General features: G+C 50.8%; 12 protein-coding genes. 9 read left to right on the plus strand and 3 right to left on the minus strand.

The annotated features are described in order from the left end of the window. Window positions 1-121 precede the first annotated feature (121 nt). Genes dxs through MJ770_RS09800 form a run of 3 tightly spaced genes read right to left on the minus strand, consistent with a single transcriptional unit; the run spans window position 122 to window position 3,157 of the window. Complete coding sequence (gene dxs, locus MJ770_RS09790) at window positions 122-1,990, minus strand: 1-deoxy-D-xylulose-5-phosphate synthase (RefSeq protein WP_239253424.1); 1,869 nt, start codon at window positions 1,988-1,990, stop codon at window positions 122-124. Continuing rightward, window positions 1,990-2,901, minus strand: a complete 912-nt coding sequence (locus MJ770_RS09795; RefSeq protein ID WP_445083147.1) for a polyprenyl synthetase family protein — start codon at window positions 2,899-2,901, stop codon at window positions 1,990-1,992. The genes dxs and MJ770_RS09795 overlap by 1 nt, the downstream gene beginning before the upstream one ends. After that, a complete protein-coding gene (locus tag MJ770_RS09800; protein WP_239253425.1) occupies window positions 2,894-3,157 on the minus strand; it encodes an exodeoxyribonuclease VII small subunit in 264 nt (87 codons plus the stop codon). The genes MJ770_RS09795 and MJ770_RS09800 overlap by 8 nt, the downstream gene beginning before the upstream one ends. A gap of 182 nt (window positions 3,158-3,339) precedes the next feature. Here MJ770_RS09800 and MJ770_RS09805 point away from each other — a divergent pair, with 182 nt between their 5' ends. The 9 genes from MJ770_RS09805 to MJ770_RS09845 all read left to right on the plus strand — a co-directional run bounded on the left by MJ770_RS09805 (window position 3,340) and on the right by MJ770_RS09845 (window position 17,873). After that, window positions 3,340-3,582, plus strand: coding sequence for an AbrB/MazE/SpoVT family DNA-binding domain-containing protein (locus tag MJ770_RS09805; protein ID WP_239253426.1), 243 nt, complete (start codon window positions 3,340-3,342; stop codon window positions 3,580-3,582). Continuing rightward, window positions 3,582-3,932 carry an endoribonuclease MazF gene (mazF, locus tag MJ770_RS09810; RefSeq protein ID WP_239253427.1) on the plus strand — a complete coding sequence of 117 codons (351 nt, stop codon included), beginning with the start codon at window positions 3,582-3,584 and terminating at the stop codon, window positions 3,930-3,932. The genes MJ770_RS09805 and mazF overlap by 1 nt, the downstream gene beginning before the upstream one ends. Window positions 3,933-4,373: 441 nt before the next feature. After that, window positions 4,374-6,860 (plus strand): RNA polymerase sigma factor RpoD, encoded by a 2,487-nt coding sequence (rpoD, locus tag MJ770_RS09815; protein WP_239253428.1) that lies wholly within the window; start codon window positions 4,374-4,376, stop codon window positions 6,858-6,860. Window positions 6,861-6,872: 12 nt separating this feature from the next. Continuing rightward, a complete protein-coding gene (locus MJ770_RS09820) occupies window positions 6,873-8,399 on the plus strand; it encodes an ATP-binding protein (protein ID WP_239253429.1) in 1,527 nt (508 codons plus the stop codon). 15 nt (window positions 8,400-8,414) lie between these two features. Then, entirely contained in the window at window positions 8,415-11,279 is a 2,865-nt protein-coding gene (locus tag MJ770_RS09825) for a Z1 domain-containing protein (RefSeq protein WP_239253430.1), read from the plus strand. Then, window positions 11,263-12,267 (plus strand): PD-(D/E)XK motif protein, encoded by a 1,005-nt coding sequence (locus MJ770_RS09830; RefSeq protein WP_239253431.1) that lies wholly within the window; start codon window positions 11,263-11,265, stop codon window positions 12,265-12,267. The genes MJ770_RS09825 and MJ770_RS09830 overlap by 17 nt, the downstream gene beginning before the upstream one ends. 2 nt (window positions 12,268-12,269) lie before the next feature. Further along, window positions 12,270-14,039, plus strand: coding sequence for an AIPR family protein (locus MJ770_RS09835; protein ID WP_239253432.1), 1,770 nt, complete (start codon window positions 12,270-12,272; stop codon window positions 14,037-14,039). A 193-nt stretch (window positions 14,040-14,232) separates the two neighbouring features. Beyond that, window positions 14,233-16,395 (plus strand): ATP-binding protein, encoded by a 2,163-nt coding sequence (locus tag MJ770_RS09840; protein WP_239253436.1) that lies wholly within the window; start codon window positions 14,233-14,235, stop codon window positions 16,393-16,395. Between the two features lie 2 nt (window positions 16,396-16,397). Further along, window positions 16,398-17,873 carry a hypothetical protein gene (locus tag MJ770_RS09845; RefSeq protein ID WP_239253438.1) on the plus strand — a complete coding sequence of 492 codons (1,476 nt, stop codon included), beginning with the start codon at window positions 16,398-16,400 and terminating at the stop codon, window positions 17,871-17,873. Window positions 17,874-17,922 lie beyond the last annotated feature (49 nt).

Below are 17,922 nucleotides of genomic sequence, written 5' to 3' on the forward strand. Positions count from 1 at the left end.
GTGTAATCAAATATATTTAATATTACTTTGAATCTGATTTAGATATTCGTCAAAAAACCATAAGCAAGCTACAGGACGCCTTTAATTAATTACGAATTCAGAAACAAAGTAATATTATAATTTATAAAGACATTTTTTTGCGAATAGAGGCCTCTATGCCTGATGCATCCAAACCGCATGTAGCCAACATTTGTTTTGCGTCTCCTTGCTCCAAAAAGCTATCTGGCAAGCCTAATTGGAGTAGTGAATTTGTCAATCCATGCTGTTGCAAACACTCCGCCACCGCGCTACCTGCACCACCTTGAATAGTGTTTTCTTCTACCGTGATCAGCAATGTGTGTTCTCGTCCCAATTGCAGCACCAGCTCTACATCCAGAGGCTTGATAAAACGCATGTTGGCCACCGTAGCATTAAGTGTGTCCGCAGCGTCAAGGGCTGGGCCAAGCATGGAACCAAAGGACAAAATTGCAACACCGGAGCCCACTCGACGCACTTCACCTTTACCAATAGGCAGTGCCTGCATTTCCTTATGTGATGTTACACCTGGCCCATAACCGCGCGGAAAACGTACAGCTGTTGGCGTATCCAGCTGGTACGCTGTGTATAACAGCTGGCGGCACTCGTTTTCATCAGCGGGAGCCATCACTGTCATGTTGGGAATGCAGCGCAAAAAACTCAGGTCAAAACTACCTGCATGCGTCGCTCCATCAGCCCCAACCAGCCCGGCACGATCGATCGCCAGCAGCACAGGCAGATTTTGAATCGCGATATCGTGTATCAGTTGGTCGTAAGCGCGTTGCAAAAAAGTCGAATAAATTGCCACAATCGGTTTATAACCTTCACATGCAATCCCTGCTGCGAAGGTCAGAGCATGCTGCTCGGCAATGCCTACGTCAAAATAGCGTTTTGGAAATTTTTTTGCAAACTCCACCATGCCCGATCCCTCGCACATGGCAGGGGTAATACCAATTAAACGCTTATCCTGCTCTGCCATATCGCACAACCATTCGCCAAAAATCTGGGTATAGGTCAGCTTGCTGGCTTTTCCTTCAACATTTTTTGCCGTCGGTTTGGTAACAATGCCTTGTTCTGGATCAAACTTGCCAACGCCGTGATAAAGCAGGCAATCTTCTTCTGCAAGCGTATAGCCTTTGCCTTTTTGCGTGACAACATGCAAAAATTGCGGCCCTTCGAGCTGACGTATGTTACCAAGAGTGGTGACTAAGGTATCAAGATCGTGCCCATCAATAGGGCCGATGTAATTGAAACCAAATTCTTCAAACAGCGTACCCGGGGTAACCATACCCTTGACATGCTCCTCGGCGCGCTTGGCAAACTCAAGCATTGGCGGCATACCTTTCAACATTTTCTCGCTGCTACGTCGCACGGCGGAATAAAAACGTCCTGACATCAACTTGGCAAAGTAATTGTTGAGCGCACCCACTGAACTCGAGATAGACATGTCATTGTCATTGAGCACAACCAACAAATTGGTATCCATCGCTCCAGCATTGTTAAGCGCCTCAAATGCCATGCCACCGCTCATTGCGCCATCACCAATAATAGCAACTGCACATCGATCGCTTCCATCAATTTTCGCCGCCACAGACATTCCGAGTGCGGCACTGATCGACGTACTAGCGTGCGCGGTGCCGAAGGCATCGTAGTCACTTTCAGTGCGATTTGGAAAGCCTGAAATACCACCTGCCATGCGCAGGGATTTCATCGCATCGCGCCGTCCCGTAAGTATCTTGTGTGCATAGGTTTGGTGTCCCACATCCCACACAAACCTGTCATACGGTGTATTAAAAACGTAGTGCAATGCAATAGTTAGTTCGACCGTTCCAAGATTGGAAGACAAATGGCCACCAGTCTTGCTCACCGACTCCACCAGGAATTCACGCAACTCTTTCGCTAGTTGAGGCAATTGCTTGCGTTCCAGCTGCCGCAAGATTTCTGGGGTATTGATTGTATTGAGTAGTGAAACCATCAATAGTTTCTTTTTAAGATAAAATTAGCCATGTCACGCAGACGACCTGCTGGCTCGCCGAACTCGGCCAGAGCATCCATCGCTTCGCTGTGCAATTCTGACGCCATTTGTTTTGCTGCCTGCACGCCAAGCAACGAGACATAAGTAGGCTTGCCTTGTTTGGCATCCTTACCTGCGGTTTTGCCTAAGGTTGCGGTGTCCGCCTCGCTATCAAGTACATCGTCCACCACCTGAAAAGCCAATCCAACGCACTTGCCGTAGCGATCAAGCCTGGCTAGCTCTACCTCCCCCAGCGCAGGCCCACACTGTGCACCGAGCAAAACAGAAGCACGAATCAGCGCACCCGTTTTATGGATGTGCATGAACTCAAGTTCTGGCATACTTAAATGGCTGCCAACACTCGTTAAATCAATTGCTTGTCCGCCCGCCATGCCACGCGATCCAGATGCAGTGGCCAATAATTTGATCATAGCCAACTGTTGCACGGCATCATTATTGAGCTGATGCTCGGCCAGCAACTGAAACGCCAAACTTTGCAAGCTGTCGCCGACCAACAGCGCAGTAGCATCATCGTACTCAATATGACAAGTGGGTTTGCCCCGTCGAAGTACATCGTTGTCCATGCATGGCATGTCGTCGTGTACCAATGAATAGGCGTGAATCAGTTCGACGGCAGCAGCAACTATGTTGACACGGGAGCAGTCTGCCCCGACCAAATCTCCTGCAGCAATGGCCAGCAGCGGGCGTACTCGCTTACCACCATCCAATACGCTATAGCGCATGGCTGCGTGCAAGCGCTGCGGCGCGATATCCGGTTGAGGCAACAACTGTTGTAGCTGATCTTCGAAACTATTTTGGTGGGAACTAACCCAAGTCGGGAAATCAATATCGAGCATCTTAGGTCTAGTCATCTTCTCGCTTGGCAAAATCACTTGCACTAGTAGGATTGGTAGCAAAATTCTTTAGCGTGCCTTCTTCCAGGATGCGCACCTGCTGCTGTGCATCCTCCAAACGGCTTCGGCAAACTTGCAACAGCTCGGCACCGCGCCGATAAGCTGTCAGCGAATCTTCCAGCGACAGCTTGCCTACCTCCATGTCAGCGACTACCTGTTCCAGCTCGGCCAGCGCCACCTCAAAGCTGGGTGGTTTTTGGGATTTTACTGCCATGTTATCTACATTCCAATCACTAAAGTTGCGGCGTATTTTACCTCAACCTGAATCTTGTGGTACTCAACTTTAGAGACGTCCATTAGTTATGCTCATCCACCGTCAGCATATGTATCAACAATGTTGACACGCAACGCGTGCAGACATAAACTCAGGCAACTGATTCTAAAAAGGCTGACATTATGGAAGTCATCGTTAAAAAATGGGGTAACAGCGCAGCGGTACGCATCCCTGCATCAGTCATGGCGGCGGCGCATATCACTTTGGAGCAGACTGTTGAAGTACGTGAGGAACAAGGGCGCATCGTTATCGAACCCGTGCGCCGCAAGGTCTACAAGCTGGACAAGCTGCTGGACGGTATCACCGCGAAAAATCAGCACAAACCCATTGATACAGGCGAACCGGTTGGCAAGGAAGTCTGGTAATGCCACGCCGTTTCGTGCCGGACGCGGGCGATATTGTCTGGCTCGAATTCTCGCCGCAAGCTGGGCACGAACAAGCTGGACGCCGCCCCACATTGGTGCTCAGCCCTGCCACCTATAATAATAAAACCGGCACCATGCTGTGTTGCCCGATGACCTCACAGATAAAAGGCTACCCGTTCGAAGTCATCATCCAGTCAGAAGGTGTCAGCAGTGTAGCGCTGTCCGATCAAGTTAAAAATCTCGACTGGAAAGCGCGCAAAGCCACGGCTAAAGGCAAAGCATCCGCCGAAGAGCTGGATGAAGTGAGGGCAAAGATTACATCGCTTCTAGGATTACAGAGAGTGACCTGATCAGATTCTTTATGTACATTCAGTATCTTATTTAAGTTGTGAGTGGAGGGTGTCATGGAGCTGATGCCAGAGGGCGTGTTGTCACCGTCCGGTTTTCGGCCTAAGCAGGAGGAGGCATTTTTAAGACAAAGGGGACGGTTCTGCTGCTGAAATGTATGCTTCCTACTTTGTCGAACCGTCTTTCGACTCACAACAGCAGGTCGCAGTAGGGCAGTGGTAAGCGATGCTGTTGCGGCGATTCCTAAAGCATATCCAGGATTGTCTTGAGCTGTGCTAATCTCACTCCCCATGCACTCCACCAACGAATATTTTTCTTCTTCGTCACAGACGGTCATAATTCTGAGCGAGGCTTGCTCCTTATTACTTGACGCCGCATTTGTTACGCGGATAAAAAAGAAGCCTGCTAAATCGCTCGATTGATTTGATCGAGCTTGAGTGATTATGCCAGCCCATCCTCTGAATAAGCTTCTAAAAATGGCCGTTGTTGCTGGAGTCGAAACGGCAGTGCAACTGCATATCCGTCGTGGTGATAACCTGAATGCCTGTGATAGTGCAGGCAACACCCCGCTCATGTTGGCCGCAAGTCGCAATAAGGCTAATATCTGCCGTATTCTATTGGATGCTGGAGCCAACCCCGACTTAGTTGACTATTCAGGTCAAAATGCTCTCGCCATCGCCCATAAATCAGTCTCCTCCGAGGCCGCCGCAGTTATCCTTGAAGATGCCTATACCCGACAAGCTTCTGCTGAAGGCTCTGACACCCTGAGCCTGGTTGATGAGTCGGCAACGACTGACACATCAACTGACACCATTGCACCAGATATCGCAACAGGGAACGATGGCGGCTGTCTGGAGAAAATCGAGGTATCCAGTCGAGACGATATAACACTAGAGTATTTAGACGGGGAAGAAAGCAGTCTTGATATTTCTGCATGGGTTATGGAGGAGGACTGTCCACCTCCCAAAGGTGATGAAACCCTGGCCGAGGCTGCAACAAAACTTCACCAAGTTATTACTTTGCATAAGCCTGTGGATACGGCAGAGGACTGGGAGGATTTCGATATATTCCTCCCCGAGTTTGCCGTTGCCTTGCTTCAAGCCGACGACAAGGAAGGGCGAATCGAACTTCGACATCTCTTTTTGAGAGCGTTAAGAGAAGGCAGCGTTCCCGAAATGTCGGTTCAGTTTCTTTCTGATGATGCGGACGGTTCGACCAACGATGATGTGGAAAACCTTCTGAATCTTGTTCTTCACGATCTTGGGGTTGAAACGGATGAGAGACTGGAGATGGAGGCCCCCTATCTTTCACAGAATGTCAGCTCCAAAGAAGAGGATGAACTATCCGATGCGTTGGCATTCCTGGACGATGTTTCTTCGGGCAGGAACGATCCGGTGCGTATGTATCTGCGCGAAATGGGCACGATTGGACTACTCAACCGCGAAAAAGAAATTGAGCTTGCCAAGCGTATCGAAGAAGGCCTGAAGCGCAGAATGCAGGCGATTCCTGCGTACCCGGCGGCGATAGCCGAAATTCTGGCATTGTCCGCAAAGATTGAAGCTAATCAGATGCGAATTGACAAGCTGATCGACGGCTTTGTGGACGTCGAAGATGAGGTGATCATCACTGCGGAAGGTGTTGAAGATACAGAAGAAGATGGAATTGATAGTGGTTCTGGCTACGAAGAGGAAAATGAAGAGGCTGCCGCAAATCTTGCCCAGTTGAGGGACGAGGCATTGTCGCGTTTCGCTGTGGTTGCCGATTTGTTTACCAAGATGGGCGAGGCATCTGAGAAGCATGGTTATCGAAGCGCACAATACAACAAGCTGCAGGAGCAGATTACCAATGAGCTCACGCAATTCCGTTTTTCTGCCAAGCAGGTAGATGCACTTTGCGACACGATGCGCCGTTTGGTGGAAGAAGTGCGCAGCCATGAGCGCATTATTCAGGTGCTATGCGTTACTAAGGCGCGCATGCCGCGCCCACATTTTATTACGACCTTTCCAGGCAACGAAGAGCGGTTAGATTGGGTCGCGCGCGAAGTGGCTGCAAAAAAACCTTACAGTGAAACACTGTCACGTTTCGAAGCCGCCATCGTAGAGCAACAACAGAAGCTGCTTGATTTGCAGCAAAGTGTGGGCATTCCCATTCGCGATCTGAAAGAAATCAATAAGCAAATGACCAACGGCGAAGCCAAGGCACGCCGAGCCAAGCGCGACATGATCGAGGCCAATCTGCGACTGGTGATCTCTATCGCCAAGAAATACACCAACCGTGGCCTGCAGTTCCTCGACCTGATCCAGGAAGGCAACATCGGCCTGATGAAAGCGGTGGACAAATTCGAATATCGCCGTGGTTATAAATTTTCGACCTATGCAACGTGGTGGATACGCCAGGCGATTACCCGCTCAATCGCCGATCTGGCACGCACCATCCGTATTCCGGTGCACATGATCGAGAGCATCAACAAGATGGAACGCATCTCCCGCCAGACCCACCAGAGGACCGGATCAGAACCCAATGCGGCGACGCTTGCGGTGGAGATGGAAATGCCTGAGGGAAGAATCTTCAAGATATTGAATATCGCAAAAGAGCCCATCTCGTTAGAGACGGCTGCTGATGACGACGGCTCGACCCTGATGGACACCATCGAAGATGAGGGTTTGATGACACAGTTCGATGCTCTGGCGCAGGATAGCTTGGCTGCCATCGTGAAGGTGGCTTTAGATTCGATAGAGCCGCGAGAAGCAGAAGTGTTGCGCATGCGATTCGGAATCGATACGGACATCGATCATACGCTGGATGAGGTTGGCCAGAAGTACTACGTCACGCGCGAGCGTATACGCCAGATCGAAGCCAAGGCATTGAACAAGCTGAGACATACATCCCGTTCGGACAAAATGAAGAGCTTTCTCGATAGCGAAGGCTAAGGAATCCCTGATATGCCGCTCATGAGTACGAACAAGAACTATAGAAACGCTCCACCCCGCGCTGGTGCGATGCTGGAAACCTTGAGGGGACTCGGCTATACGACCGCCGCAGCCTTGGCCGACATCGTCGATAACAGCATCTCGGCAGGAGCCACCGAGGTCAGGGTCGATTTTGCCTGGAACGGCACATCAAGCTCTGTTGCGGTGCTCGATAACGGTCGCGGAATGGATGATGCCGAACTGGAAAGTGCCATGCGTCTGGGGGACAGGAGTCCTCTGGAAAAACGTGACCAGACGGATCTGGGTCGGTTCGGGATGGGGCTGAAAACAGCCTCCTTCTCTCAATGCCGCAGGCTTACGGTGGCATCCGTTAAAAACGGTACAACGTCCTGCCTGCGATGGGATCTGGATGCGTTGGCAGCATACCCGGACGATGGATGGCTACTGTTCGAAGGCCCATCTCCAGGCTCCGAAATATTACTGGCTCCCATTTCCCGGATGAAGTCTGGCACTCTCGTCCTCTGGGAGACTTTGGACCGGATAGTAACTAATGGCTACGTTGCCAACGACTTCAACGATCTGATAGACCGCGTCGAGCTGCATTTCGCTATGGTGTTTCACCGGCTCATTCAAGGCCCTATTGCACGATTGAAGATTCTGCTGAATGGAAAACGGGTTATACCTTGGGATCCTTTCATGACGGGACATGCTGCGAAAACGTGGGACTCCCCCATCGCCAGAATTACTACAGAGTCGGGTATCGTCGAGGTCGAATGCCACGTATTGCCCCACCGCGACAAGCTTTCATCCTCCGAATTCGATGCTGGTGGCGGCCCCGAAGGTTGGACTGCCCAGCAGGGCATCTACATCTACCGCAACGAGCGCCTTCTGGTGGCCGGTGGCTGGCTGGGTTTGGGGCAAGGACGCGCGTGGAATCGAGAGGAGTCCTACCGTCTGGCGCGCATCCGTCTCGACATTCCGAACACGGCGGATGCCGAGTGGAAGATCGATATCCGCAAATCTACGGCCAGGCCTCCCGTCTCTATACGGCCTTGGCTAACGAGGCTGGCCGAAGATACCCGCGAACGTGCCAGAAAAGTTTTTGCCTACCGTGGAAGTCCGACTCCCGTGACTGGCGGAGGCTCCATAGAACAGGCTTGGCGTTTAGAACGTTCAAGAGCCGGGGTGAGATACAAAATCGATGAAAAGCATCCCGTCGTATCCGCGATGCTCGACAGTGCAGGAGACTTGCGTCCTATGGTGAAGGCCATGCTGCGCGTGGTCGAAGAGACTGTTCCGGTTCAGAGAATCTGGCTGGATACCGTTGAAAACAAGGAAACTCCGTTGACTAGTTTTTCCGGAGAACCGCCCGAGAAGGTTGTTGCGGTGTTGAACACAATCTATGCGGATATGATTGGGCGACGGAGGATGTCTTCCACCAACGCTAAAAAAATGCTTGCCGTCACCGAGCCATTCCAGAACTATCCGGGACTCGTCGCCAGCCTCCCAGACGATGAACCTGCTACAGCCGGACAATAGAACAAAGGAAACCAGATGTCCGAAGCCCAAAAAACCTTTTTGAATGTCGTTAGCATCGCCCAGACCATCCTGCACGGGGAAAAAGACAAGTCGAAAATCACACCTGCGCTCATCGCTGAAAAGGTAGATCTGGCGATGGGACTTGTGGCAGGTTCTGAATCGGCCGAGTTTGACAGGCAAGCGGCCATAAGTGAGCTGATCCGCAGGTTCAGCCTCTGGATAGGGCAGGACTCGACATTGCATGATGAGGAGGGACACGAGCCTTGGCTCGTATCGTCTCGGAAGAAGGATTGGCGCTATTGGCAGCGGTATCAGGGTTTTTTGGAAAGAAAGATGGCCACCACGGCGGTCGATGCGTTGGACAAATCCACCGATAAAATATTGGCTATGCTCGAAGACCCGAACCGCGAAGGGACTTGGGATCGGCGGGGACTGGTGGTAGGACACGTTCAGTCGGGCAAGACTGGCAACTATTCTGGGCTCGTGTGTAAAGCTGCCGATGCGGGTTACAAGATCATCATCGTGTTGGCCGGACTTCATAACAACCTGCGCTCCCAAACCCAGATCCGCCTGGAGGAAAGCTTTCTCGGCTACGAGACCTCCTTTGCTGGTGAATTCGGCAAGACCGTTGGTGTGGGCGAGATAGACACTGATTCGAAAATTCGACCGAACTGCGCAACGACGAGGGCCGACAAGGGCGATTTCACCACCAAGGTTGCCAAGCATCTCGCTATCTCTCCCGAACAAAGACCATGGCTGTTCGTCGTGAAGAAGAACAAGACCGTCCTTGAGAGGCTGTTGAAATGGATACGCAGTCACGTTGCCGATGCCGCCGACTCAGAGAGCGGACGCCGGTTCGTATCCAACCTGCCACTGCTTCTGATCGACGACGAATCCGACCACGCATCTGTCGACACGGGCGAGCAGTTGTTCAATCCAGACGGCACGCCCGACGATGAGCATCAGCCGAAGGCCATAAACAGCCGCATCCGCAAGATCCTGCACTCCTTTGCGAAATCGGCCTACGTCGGCTACACGGCCACACCGTTCGCCAACATTTTCATTCACCGCCGCAACGAGACCACCGAGGAAGGGCCCGACCTTTTTCCGCAATCCTTCATCATCAATCTTGCAGCACCTTCCAACTATGTGGGCCCCGCTCGCGTGTTTGGTCTGAATTCACCCGACGGACGGATTGGCGGATTGCCCCTGACGCGAGATATTTGTGACCATGTAAGCAAAGACGGTTCGGGCGGATGGATGCCGCCTAAGCACAACAAGGAACACATCCCTCTCTATGAAGGACTCGATGCGGTGCCTCCCTCGATGCGGGAGGCGATCGGAGCTTTCATTCTGGCTTGCGCTACCCGTACCTGCCGGGGGCAGGATTCGGAACACTCATCAATGCTGATTCACGTCACACGGTTGAATCTCGTTCAAAAAGAGGTGTACCGCCAAGTCGAAGAGATCGTAAAAAGGATGAGGCAGCGGATAACCAGGGGCGTGGACCACGAGGCTTTACTTGCCGAACTCCATAGCCTTTGGGATAACGACTTCCTGCCTACCTGCGCAGAAATTACGTCACTCCTCCCCGAAGAGGAATGCCATACCTTAACTCCGAGCTGGGAGCAGATTCTTGCGGCTCTGCCAGACGTGCTGTCCGATATAGATGTCAGGATGATCAACGGCACGGCCAAGGATGCGCTCGACTACGCCGAGCACCAAGGCATGGGATTGAAGATCATCGCCATCGGTGGTGACAAGCTCTCGCGCGGTCTCACCCTGGAAGGGTTGTGCGTCAGCTATTTCGTCAGAACCTCCAAGATGTATGACACGCTGATGCAGATGGGGCGCTGGTTCGGCTACCGTCCGGGTTACATCGATCTTTGCCGTCTTTACACGACTGTGGAACTCGTCGAGTGGTTCGGCCACATTGCCGATGCTTCGGAAGAGTTGCGCGAGGAGTTCGATGCTATGGTCGAAAGCGGCGGGACGCCGAAAGATTACGGGCTCAAGGTTCAGTCTCATCCGATCCTGATGGTCACCTCTCCGCTCAAGATGCGCACGGCGGAAACCCTGTTGCTCTCGTATAGCGGAAGTCTCGTCCAGACGGTTGCTATGTATCGCGATCCGGCCATCCTGCGACGCAATCTGGATGCGACGAATCGATTGATATCAGCTTTGGGTGATCCAGACGAACGAGGGCCGACAAGGGTTCGCGACGGAGACCCCGATAAATGGAAAAGCTCGTTTTTGTGGAACGGGGTGGGGGCAAACCTGATTACCGATTTCCTGACTTCGTATTCGACACATCCGAAGGCACCCAGAGCGAACAGTTCAGTTATCGCCGAGTTCGTGGGCAGAATGGTCGCAGCCGGAGAGCTGACATCCTGGACCGTTGCCTTATTGGGTGAGGGGCAGGCGACGAACCCATACGTTTTCGCAAACGGACTTAAAGTGGCGATGCCGTACAGAGCCGACACCAAAGTGGAGGGCAGCTACTCGATCGGTGTCCTGACGGAGCCTGGCGACGAAGCCATCGACCTTGATTACCCCGCTTGGAAGAAGGCGTTGGACTGGACTCTGTCGGAGTGGAAACCCGATCCTGCCCGCAATCGGCTTACACGTCCGATACGACCGAGCGGGAAGAAGGTACGCAATGTGCGGGGGCTGGGTCGGGATGACATCAATGCATCACCCGAGCGCGGCGTCCTGCTGCTGTACCCGCTTTCCCCCAAAGGTGTCGAGTCCATATCGAGCGTCTGGAGCGAGCCCATCATGGCCTTTGCCATCAGTTTCCCTTCCAGCAATTCGGCTGTTAAGGTGGCATACAAAGTAGATCACCTTTTGTGGGAGCAAGAGTATGGCCCGGCCGACTGACGAGTTCGTTCTTGCCTGGGAATCCCTTGCGGGCAAATCAACGGGGGATGGATGGCGAAGCATACCAGTCGCCCGCGCGGGTGCCTGCCATTTGATGGCTGCCAGGCGATTTCCTGGAAATGTGGAGTCGCTGCTAGCGCATTTCCCATCCGTAAAGATTCCGGTCGCGGAAAAATTGCCAGAGGGTCGAGGGTTCAATATCGAGCGGGTGGTCCCTCACGGTGATGGAAAAGCCTGGTTGGCATTGACCAGAAGTGATTCAGGCAGCGTCGAGCTTTTCGTCGCGATGGTTGGCGATGTGGTCGGAGTGCTGGATATTGAGGCGGACTCTGGGGATGAGCGGCTGCTGAAGATATTCCTCGGCAGGGTGCGTGCCTGGCAGGAGTTCATGCGCCGTGGTGCTCAAGGGCTGGAGCCAGAGGCCGAAATCGGCCTGATCGGAGAGCTGTCGTTTCTGGCATGCATGATCGAAGCTGGCATTCCGGCATCGCTGGCGGTGGAATCTTGGGTGGGGCCGCTCGACGGGCTTCAGGACTTCGAGGTGGGCACAGGTGCTGTGGAGGTGAAGGCGACCGTCTCGTCCGGAGGGTTTCCAGCCAAGATAGGTTCACTCGAGCAGTTGGATGATTCCATCCGCCAACCGCTATTTATCGCCGGGGTCAGACTTTCCCAAACCGAGTCGGGGCAGAACCTGCCGGAATTCGTCTCCCGCATCCGTCTACTTTTGATTGGTGACACGGGGGTGGAACAACTATTTTCGGACAGGCTTCTGGCCGCAGGATATTTTGATGCACACGTCGACAGGTATCCGCGTCGATTCTCCTTGGCGGTGATGAGGATCATCGAGGTAAGGGATGGATTTCCTCGCTTGACCCACGCAACGGTGCCGATGGGAATCAGAAGAGCAAAGTATGAGATAGATCTCGACAAGATTCTCGGGGCGAGTCTTGGACCTGAAACTGTATTTAAGAAACTGGGAGTGCTTTAAAAATGGACTTATCCGAATTCTTGCGGGAAACACAGACCGAAATCAGAGCACAGATGAGCGATGGCAATCCCTTCGCGGAAATGGTGTTTTCCGAAGTTGTCATGCAGCATATGGCAGAAATCGGAATGACGTTCGAGCCCGTCGTCTGCCACTTCACTGGGAAATTCGGTAATGCCGTTTTGCGCTTGAGCGGTTACGCGATGTCGGACGAGGCCGCTCAGCTGGATCTGTTTGTGAGCCTGTACGAGGGGGTCGACGAACTCACTCCCGTCCCCGATGCGGATACCAAAATGGCAGTCGAGCAGTGTATACGCTTCTTAAGCCTCTGTGCCGAAGGAAAAATGGCTCCGAAACTGGATCCGTCTGACGAGGTGCTTTCGCTGGCGCTCACCATTCAGGAGATATACAACGGTCTCGAACAGGTAAGGGTTTACGTCCTGACCGACAAAGTCGCCAAAGCCAAGAGTTTCAAAGCCAGGGAGATAGCTGGAAAATCCGTTCGCCTTGAGGTCATGGATATCGAGCGTCTTTACCGCCACTGGTCCGAGGGTAAGCCGCGTGACGAACTGGTTATCGACTTTATCAAGGTATCGGGTTCCCCGTTGCCCTGTGTATACGTTCCCGGCGAACCCAACGAATACGATTACGCCCTGACTGCGATTCCCGGTGAAGCACTTCGGTTCGTCTACGAGAAATTCGGTTCCAGGCTGCTGGAGGCAAATGTTCGATCGTTCCTGAGCGTGAAGGGCAAAGGAGTGAATGCGGGTATACAGAGTACCCTGCGCACGAATCCTGGACACTTCATGGCCTACAACAACGGAATCGTGCTCGTGGCCGATGAAGTGAGATACGAAAAAACTGCTGATGGCGCAATGGGCATTGCCTGGATGAAAGGCATGCAAATAGTGAACGGTGGACAGACCACTGCCTCGCTTTATTTCGCCAAGAAGAAGTTTCCAGAGACGGATCTGAGCAGGGTACGAGTGCCTGCGAAAATTATCGTCATGCGCGAGCAGGATCCGGCTAAGGAGGAGGCTTTGGTTTCCGACATTTCCCGTTTCGCCAACAGCCAGAATGCAGTAAGGCAGTCAGATCTTTCCGCCAACAAACCGTTCCACGTCGAGGTCGAGAAACTATCGCTTACTGTTTATTGCCCTGATGGTATTGGTCGTTGGTTCTACGAACGGGCTGCTGGAAGCTACAACACGCTTCTGAGTCGCGAGGGCACGACACCGACCAAGCTGAAGGTTCTGAAAGAGGCCATCCCACCATCCCGAAAAATCACCAAGACGGATCTGGCCAAATTCATCAATGCCTGGGATAGAAAGCCCGATGTGGTAAGCCTCGGCTCCCAGAAAAATTTCGATCGCTTCATGGCTTCCCTTTCGGGTGAAGAGGGTGAGGATATTCCGATGCCGGGTGTGGCGGAATACAAGGCTATGATAGCCAAAGCCAAGATATTCAAAGACACGCAGAAGCTCGTGCGCCCCATGTTCCAGGCATTTCAGGCAAATGTGGCAGCATACGTCGTAGCTGTTCTGGCCGACAGGCTGGGGGATAAGATTGATCTCGACCGTATCTGGATTCGCCAGGGTGTGTCCGAAGAACTGCTTTCGCAGATAGCCATATGGGCAAGGGAAGTGAACGAGGTCCTCCACAGAACTGCGGCTGGCCGGATGGTTTCAGAGTGGGCCAAAAAGCCGGAATGTCGGGATGCCGTTCTAGGGGCAACTTACTCCGAACCAGCTAAAAAAATTCCAGAAGTACGTTGAGGATATGACAGGTTTGTCGTTTTTTCTGAAATCTGCATCTTGATTTTGCTTAGTATGCTGAGGAATTACATCGTTTTGCTATTAGGTACTGAGTTGAAGTCTAATCTTCTATTGTTAAATATTATGAGATTATATTCATTAAAAAAAATTGTTCAGGAAGAAAATGTATATTACGTTTAGTTGAGGGGGAGTAATGGCGCTTAAAGATAGGAAAGTTGTTACATCAGCTATTCGTGCTAGGAGTCATGTACTCAAGCTATTAGGGGATGAACTCATCGGAGATGATGGACTAGCTATATTTGAGCTTGTCAAAAACAGCTACGACGCTGACGCAAATTTAGTTAAGGTTATTATGGATGTTGAGAAAGGCCCATTATCCAAGATTGTGGTTAGCGATAATGGCTGTGGAATGTCAATAACAGACCTTGAGGAAAAATGGCTCGTACTTGCCACTGATTCGAAACGCGGCAGCGACAATCGTCATAGAAGCCCGATATTCCGCCGCCTCCCTCTGGGTGAAAAAGGTATCGGTCGTATCGCAGCATTCAAGTTGGGAGACAAGCTGACTCTTACAACCAGAGCCATGAACGAGCATGAATGTTTGGTGACGGTAAATCTTCATGAATTGTTGGATCAAGGCCCATATCTTGAGAACCTTAAAGTAATGCTCAGAGAGGTTGATACCCCCAAAATATTTAACGGGAAAGACACCGGGACACATATTGAAGTCAGCGCACTTCACCGGGAAGCATGGAGTCGCACTGACTTGAGAAAGATAATGCGCCTGGTTACTTCATTGGCTAGCCCGTTTGATACACCAGATAGTTTTGCTGTCGAATTGCAGGCGCTTGGACGAGAGAAGGATTTGGAGGGGATGTTATCTCCTACCGATTTCATGGAGCAATCCATTTGGGAATTTTCGTTTAGTTTGAGCCATGCTGGATTTAGCTGGAAGTATAAATTCACTCCTCCTTTATGGAAAGGAGTTGAGAGCCAAAGCATCGAAAAAAATAACGACGTTCTATTATTGATCGAGTCTTCTGACAGTGACAGCAAAAAGCTAAAAGATGCGCCTCCATTAGTCTTTTTCACTGACATGCTCAATGGCATTGGGAATATTGAAGGTGTTATTTATGGTTTTTATCAACGACCAGAAGTACTAAAGGCATCCGGCAATCAAATTCAACTTAAAAAGTGGCTTGCTGATCAAACAGGTGTCCGAGTCTATCGCGATGGAATTCGAGTATTTAATTATGGCGAGCAAGGCGATGACTGGCTTGGACTGAATGTACGCCGCATTAATTCTCCGGGAGGTAAATTCGGGGCAAATTCTGTCGTCTCAGCCATAAGTTTATCGCTTGAAGCAAGCACGGGGTTAAAGGAAAAAACGAACCGGGAAGGCTTTGATAATGGTGGTGCATATCCACGCTTCAAACAACTCGTTCTCAGCGCATTTGAACGGTTTGAAAAGGAAGCCGGTGATGATCGTGAAGCCTTGGATAATATTATTCGAGGCAAGGGAGGCAATGCTGAACCCCCACTCAAATTCGTTGATGCCATAGAAAATCTGAAGGCAGGTATCCGTTCCAAAAAGATTGACCCTTCCTTTAATCGTGATCTTGATGCGATTGAAACCGAATATGCACAGCTGCGTGACGTAATGGTTAATGCAGGAACTGCTGGTTTGAATCTGGCCGTGATATTCCACGAGATAGAGCGAGAAGTAGATGCATTAGCTGCTGCTGTAGAGCGCGGCGTGGATGAGAAAATCCTGAAGGCGCAGATTGAGCAAATTTATTACATGCTTCACGGATTCGCTCCTTTGTTGCGTAAAAATCCAACCAAAATGGTATTTTGCAGTGAGGTGATTGAGCAAGCATCGCGCATGCGAAAGAATCGTTTTCAGTTCCACAAAGTGGTTATCTCAGCCCCAGTTCTAACCAAGGAAGAGCCTGACTTTAAAATAAAGGCCGTTCCGAATCTTCTTGTCGGTGCGATAGGCAATCTTCTCGACAATTCACTCTATTGGTGTCAGGTAAGAAAGGAACGTGATAAGCGAACCGAGCCTCTTGCGATTCGACTTGTAACCAACTATCGCGAGGATGATGGTTCAAGTTTGATTGCGATTATAGACAATGGAACTGGCTTTAATGAAAAGGCACTGTCGAAGGGAAGTACGGCCTTTTTTTCAGAGAGACCGGGTGGAATGGGGCTCGGGCTTTATTTTGCCAACCTTGTCACTGAACAAATGGGCGGGGTGTTGACGCTGAGCACCCCGGAAGATGTTCGAGAAGAGGTTGACGTGCCAGCTGCGTTTGATGGCGCTGCTGTTGTAATGCGTTTTAAAGGGAAATAGCAATGGATCTCGTGGCGCCAGTCAGAGTTGTTGTCGTAGACGATAAACCAACACATCTTATGTCAATTGCCAACGGACTTACTTTGGCAGGGATCCCATGTGTATGGCATTGGTACGACCGAGATACCCATATGCTAGTGCCTAAACCACCTGTGGGTGGGTATCCGCATCTTCGTATGCTTTTTACTGACCTCAATATTCAAGAGATGGTTGGAGCAAATAAAGAACCCAAAACTTTGGCGGGCACTCTAATATCTGAAGTTTTACAACCAATAGTTTCGCAGAATGCGGGGCCATACTCTGTGGTACTTTGGACTAACGTTGAGGGTACGGCCAATGAGGTGGGTGAAATCATATCAACTAGGATTAGTGCGGACGGTATTGATGAGGGAGATCGACGACCACAACCATTGGCTATTACGGTTCTGCCTAAAAAAGAATTTACTGCTAGCTTTGGAGATGATGTAGCTGACAAGCAGATGGCGGGCGTATTTGTTAACTCTGCCAAAAGTGCTATTCGCCTAAAGGAACTCGTTGTGGGTGTTACTTCTGCAGATGCACAACTACGATTGGCGTGCGCATGGGAATCACGGGCGAGCATGGCCGCGATGGAAACAATTAATGCTGTTTATGGTGCGGCGATTGAAGAGGGGCGCTCAGCGAATCAAACTTCATCGGATGCGCTGCGAAATATTTTTACCAAAATTGCAGCAGATGCTCTAGGTGGAAAAAATGCAAAGGACGACCCGGCTAGGGCTCTTGATGAGGGGCTAATCGATATATTCGTGGATGATATGAGATCCACAGAGGTCAATTCAGATTATGCAGCTGTACTGCATGCTGCACTTGGTGATGCCCTAAATGCTGCCCCTCAGAAGTTATCAGCAAGCGCTCGAAGTCGGCTCAATACATTCCTTCAAATTGAACATCCACCAAGAACATCCTCACGAATTGCAAGAGGTGCTGTTCTTTCGATATCCTCGGCTGAGTTTAAGACGTTAACTAGCATTAGAACCCAACAGCTTATTTGGGATGAGTTTTTATCCCATCCGAGTTTATTAAAAAAACAATTAGAGACGTTAAAAGCAGATGGTAGGTCAGACGAAGCTCTGCAAGAGAGATTATCTTTTTGCGAAGCCAATAAGAAGCGCGTGGAAGATGAGTCCATTATTTTAGTGCTTGAGACGGGCGCTGATTGTGACCATGCGCAACGTAGTCCAAGAACAATTCGCTTGTTATGTGCGGTAGAGCTGCCCTTGGAGTTGGCAAATTTTGTTTATCCAAAACATGATCAACGTAAACTTAAACACGCCGCTCTTGTGACGCTAGGTCCATGGTCAATTAATGGGCGTGAGGTAATTCTTGTGGTTTCAGTAAAACGATTTGTGATTCAACAGGATTGGATTCGTGTAGCGCACATGGAAGTTAAGTATCGACTACGGAAACCATTAGTTGATTTGGTATTGCATAAATTGTAGTAGTTCAGACTTAATCTGACAGTAAAGTCTTGCCAAAGGGTGGGGTTAC

This window comes from Candidatus Nitrotoga sp. M5, from assembly GCF_927904885.1.
GTDB lineage: Bacteria > Pseudomonadota > Gammaproteobacteria > Burkholderiales > Gallionellaceae > Nitrotoga.

Bases quoted from the DNA above. Each gene is read 5' to 3' on its own strand.
- MJ770_RS09800 (WP_239253425.1), bottom strand. From the start codon at position 3,157: ATGGCAGTAAAATCCCAAAAACCACCCAGCTTTGAGGTGGCGCTGGCC.
- MJ770_RS09835 (WP_239253432.1), top strand. From the start codon at position 12,270: ATGGACTTATCCGAATTCTTGCGGGAAACACAGACCGAAATCAGAGCA.
- rpoD (WP_239253428.1), top strand. From the start codon at position 4,374: ATGCCAGCCCATCCTCTGAATAAGCTTCTAAAAATGGCCGTTGTTGCT.
- MJ770_RS09795 (WP_445083147.1), bottom strand. From the start codon at position 2,901: ATGACTAGACCTAAGATGCTCGATATTGATTTCCCGACTTGGGTTAGT.
- mazF (WP_239253427.1), top strand. From the start codon at position 3,582: ATGCCACGCCGTTTCGTGCCGGACGCGGGCGATATTGTCTGGCTCGAA.
- MJ770_RS09845 (WP_239253438.1), top strand. From the start codon at position 16,398: ATGGATCTCGTGGCGCCAGTCAGAGTTGTTGTCGTAGACGATAAACCA.
- MJ770_RS09825 (WP_239253430.1), top strand. From the start codon at position 8,415: ATGTCCGAAGCCCAAAAAACCTTTTTGAATGTCGTTAGCATCGCCCAG.
- MJ770_RS09805 (WP_239253426.1), top strand. From the start codon at position 3,340: ATGGAAGTCATCGTTAAAAAATGGGGTAACAGCGCAGCGGTACGCATC.
- MJ770_RS09830 (WP_239253431.1), top strand. From the start codon at position 11,263: ATGGCCCGGCCGACTGACGAGTTCGTTCTTGCCTGGGAATCCCTTGCG.
- MJ770_RS09840 (WP_239253436.1), top strand. From the start codon at position 14,233: ATGGCGCTTAAAGATAGGAAAGTTGTTACATCAGCTATTCGTGCTAGG.
- MJ770_RS09820 (WP_239253429.1), top strand. From the start codon at position 6,873: ATGCCGCTCATGAGTACGAACAAGAACTATAGAAACGCTCCACCCCGC.
- dxs (WP_239253424.1), bottom strand. From the start codon at position 1,990: ATGGTTTCACTACTCAATACAATCAATACCCCAGAAATCTTGCGGCAG.